This is a genomic window from Gilliamella sp. Nev5-1, from assembly GCF_001690895.1.
Lineage (GTDB): Bacteria > Pseudomonadota > Gammaproteobacteria > Enterobacterales > Orbaceae > Gilliamella > Gilliamella apicola_C.
Genome location: NZ_LZHO01000044.1, coordinates 1 through 3347 on the forward strand (window position 1 = coordinate 1; position 3347 = coordinate 3347).

Sequence of the window (3347 nt, forward strand, 5' to 3'; positions counted from 1 at the left end):
TCTTCGGGCGTTACGTTTGCTAATAATAAATAAAAATAAACATTATTTGTTCCTGTCGATGGGAAATTACGTTGTGGATTGTTTATATCTTGTGGAACAAATCCTTTTCCTTTTACCCAATCCGGACCATCTAAATCTTTATATTCAGTGTTATTACTGGAGTCGTTTGATAAATTAGGTTGAGCATAACAAACCGATGGTGCACTTGGTTTAAAATAATATGAATGAGAACTCTGTTTATAAATAGTTTTATTCGGAATACCATAACGTGTCGACAACGTTAAAGATTCTCCTGTAGTAATAAATAATCGATATGGTGCTTTACAAGCATCCAACTTGTACGATGGATTTTTTTTTACTTCTGCTGTTATATTTTGGTTTGCATCGTACCATTCTAGAGATAGCTTTCCATTTGCCAAAATATCGCCATCACCATCGTCATCTCCCCAATAATGATATGGGGCACCCATCAATTTTTGAATATCTATTTGTGGGTAAGTATTATTTCCATCTATTGGTACAAAAGTCTGAATATCACGAATAGATTCTAAATTTCCCGATAGTATGATTGGTTTTTGGCTACTTGATGTATCTTCTTGAGAGGTAATCAATCGACCACCAGATAATTTTATACTGAGTAAAGGTTCGGATGAATTTATATGGATTCTACCACCATCAAGGGTTATATAAGGGCGACTTCCATGGATCACATTTGATGTAATCGCAGATAATGCAATAGCTTGAAAGGGCACTATCAAATTTAATAATGTCAATATAATTCCAAACAAACAATGTCTGACAGTCAAGATAGGCATTACTAATGCCTTTTGGATATGCATCTTTGCCATTTTTATTAAAGAAATCGTTTTTGACCATAACGACAAACATGAAGAATTAATTGTAAGATGGGGATAACTAAAATTTAGAGATAAACGTTCAAAATGTGACTGCTGTGCTGCTGTGCTGCTGTGCTGCTGTGCTGCTGTGCTGCTGTGCTGCTGTGCTGCTGTGCTGCTGTGCTGCTGTGCTGCTGTGCTGCTGTGCTGCTGTGCTGCTGTGCTGATTCATTATATCAATACCTTTTCCATATTTCAAGTTTTACTGCACCTTTTTATAATAAAATTAATATGTTATTAATTTTCACAATAACCAAATTAATTACTTTTATTTTAAATATTTTCGATGCTCATGCAAAAAGTGCTCGTAGTATCACAAAATATTTTGTCGATTATAAACAAATTTAATACCACTTTAAAGTAAACATGTGGGTATTTTTGTTAAGATTTGTAAAGTTATCCCTCATTCATTTCATTATGAAAAATAAAAGAATAGATTCAATATCTATGTGAAAAGACCTTTATGAAAAGAGTTATCATTTTTACATAACTATAATGAACAACACTATTAAGAAAACCTCGAAGGAATTACACTTCATAGCTAAAAAAAACCTTACAAACTCATTAGGGGTTAATTTTGCTTTTTTATGTCTATTTATTACAGTTTTTTCGCAAATTACTGTAAACAATGCGAGTAAGTTCTATAATTAACTTACTCGTAATCACCTCTGTAACTTTAAAAGTTACAGAGTCAAACTATTTGCTGAACAGATAAAACAATTTAACTACGGCTTAACACAAGCCGCTCTGAGATTACCATTGGTTGATTTAGAATCATAGAAATCTCCATCCCCCAGATCGACCCGAATTGGTTCTCCCTTGTATGTATCAATTACCCAATACCAATCTTGAGGATGGCTAGTTTCCCAACCATCAATTCCAAGATAGTGGTTAGGATTATTAAATAAGGTTCCCCATTCATTCAACAATCCACCTATCCACTTACCATTACCGCCGCGATAGCTTAATTGTCGACGATAACCATTGATATTTCTTCCGGGAATACCTCCAGTCCATATATCATTATTATTTGCATTAGTATAATCAGCAACACTCGGCACTCGGTATCCAATTCGGTTACAGTAATCTTTTGTGTCTTGCACAGATGCATTAATATGAGCACCTTGGGCTATATACCATCTTTCAATTTTAAAGCTATACAAAACTTTACTTTTGGCTCTATCTGAATAAAGCTTAAATGTAGAGGGGCTAAAATTTTTATTAGCACTACTGTTTACTGGCCCTTTTAGTACTATCTTTAAAGCTACATCTCGTGAGCCTTTTCCCCAACCTGGTGTTCGTGCAGATGATAAAGCTAAACTAACTCCACTCCCTGATTCAGGGAATACCCTAGCGCCATTAGCTGAGATAATATCTTCGGGCGTTACGTTTGCTAATAATAAATAAAAATAAACATTATTTGTTCCTGTCGATGGGAAATTACGTTGTGGATTGTTTATATCTTGTGGAACAAATCCTTTTCCTTTTACCCAATCCGGACCATCTAAATCTTTATATTCAGTGTTATTACTGGAGTCGTTTGATAAATTAGGTTGAGCATAACAAACCGATGGTGCACTTGGTTTAAAATAATATGAATGAGAACTCTGTTTATAAATAGTTTTATTCGGAATACCATAACGTGTCGACAACGTTAAAGATTCTCCTGTAGTAATAAATAATCGATATGGTGCTTTACAAGCATCCAACTTGTACGATGGATTTTTTTTTACTTCTGCTGTTATATTTTGGTTTGCATCGTACCATTCTAGAGATAACTTTCCATTTGCCAAAATATCGCCATCACCATCGTCATCTCCCCAATAATGATATGGGGCACCCATCAATTTTTGAATATCTATTTGTGGGTAAGTATTATTTCCATCTATTGGTACAAAAGTTTGAATATCACGAATAGATTCTAAATTTCCCGATAGTATGATTGGTTTTTGGCTACTTGATGTATCTTCTTGAGAGGTAATCAATCGACCACCAGATAATTTTATGCTGAGTAAAGGTTCGGATGAATTTATATGGGTTCTACCACCATCAAGGGTTATATAAGGGCGACTTCCATGGATCACATTTGATGTAATCGCAGATAATGCAATAGCTTGAAAGGGCACTATCAAATTTAATAATGTCAATATAATTCCAAACAAACAATGTCTGACAGTCAAGATAGGCATTACTAATGCCTTTTGGATATGCATCTTTACCATTTTTATTAAAGAAATCGTTTTTGACCATAACGACAAACATGAAGAATTAATTGTAAGATGGGGATAACTAAAATTTAGAGATAAACGTTCAAAATGGGGCTGTTGGGCTGTTGGGCTGTTGGGCTGTTGGGCTGTTGGGCTGTTGGGCTGTTGGGCTGTTGGGCTGTTGGGCTGTTGTTTTCATTATATCATTACCTTTCCAAAATTTCAAGTTTCTACAGCATAATTT

The 3347-nt window shown here is 34.6% G+C and carries 2 protein-coding genes; both read right to left on the minus strand.

The window, feature by feature from the left end; translation table 11 throughout:
• Nucleotides 1-815: hypothetical protein (locus A9G41_RS06500; RefSeq protein WP_143425428.1), on the minus strand; the 815-nt coding region annotated here is incomplete at its 3' end.
• Between the two features lie 806 nt (nt 816-1621).
• On the minus strand, nt 1622-3085 hold the full coding sequence (locus A9G41_RS06505; RefSeq protein WP_065581616.1) for a hypothetical protein: 1464 nt from the start codon (nt 3083-3085) through the stop codon (nt 1622-1624).
• Between the last annotated feature and the right edge of the window lie 262 nt (nt 3086-3347).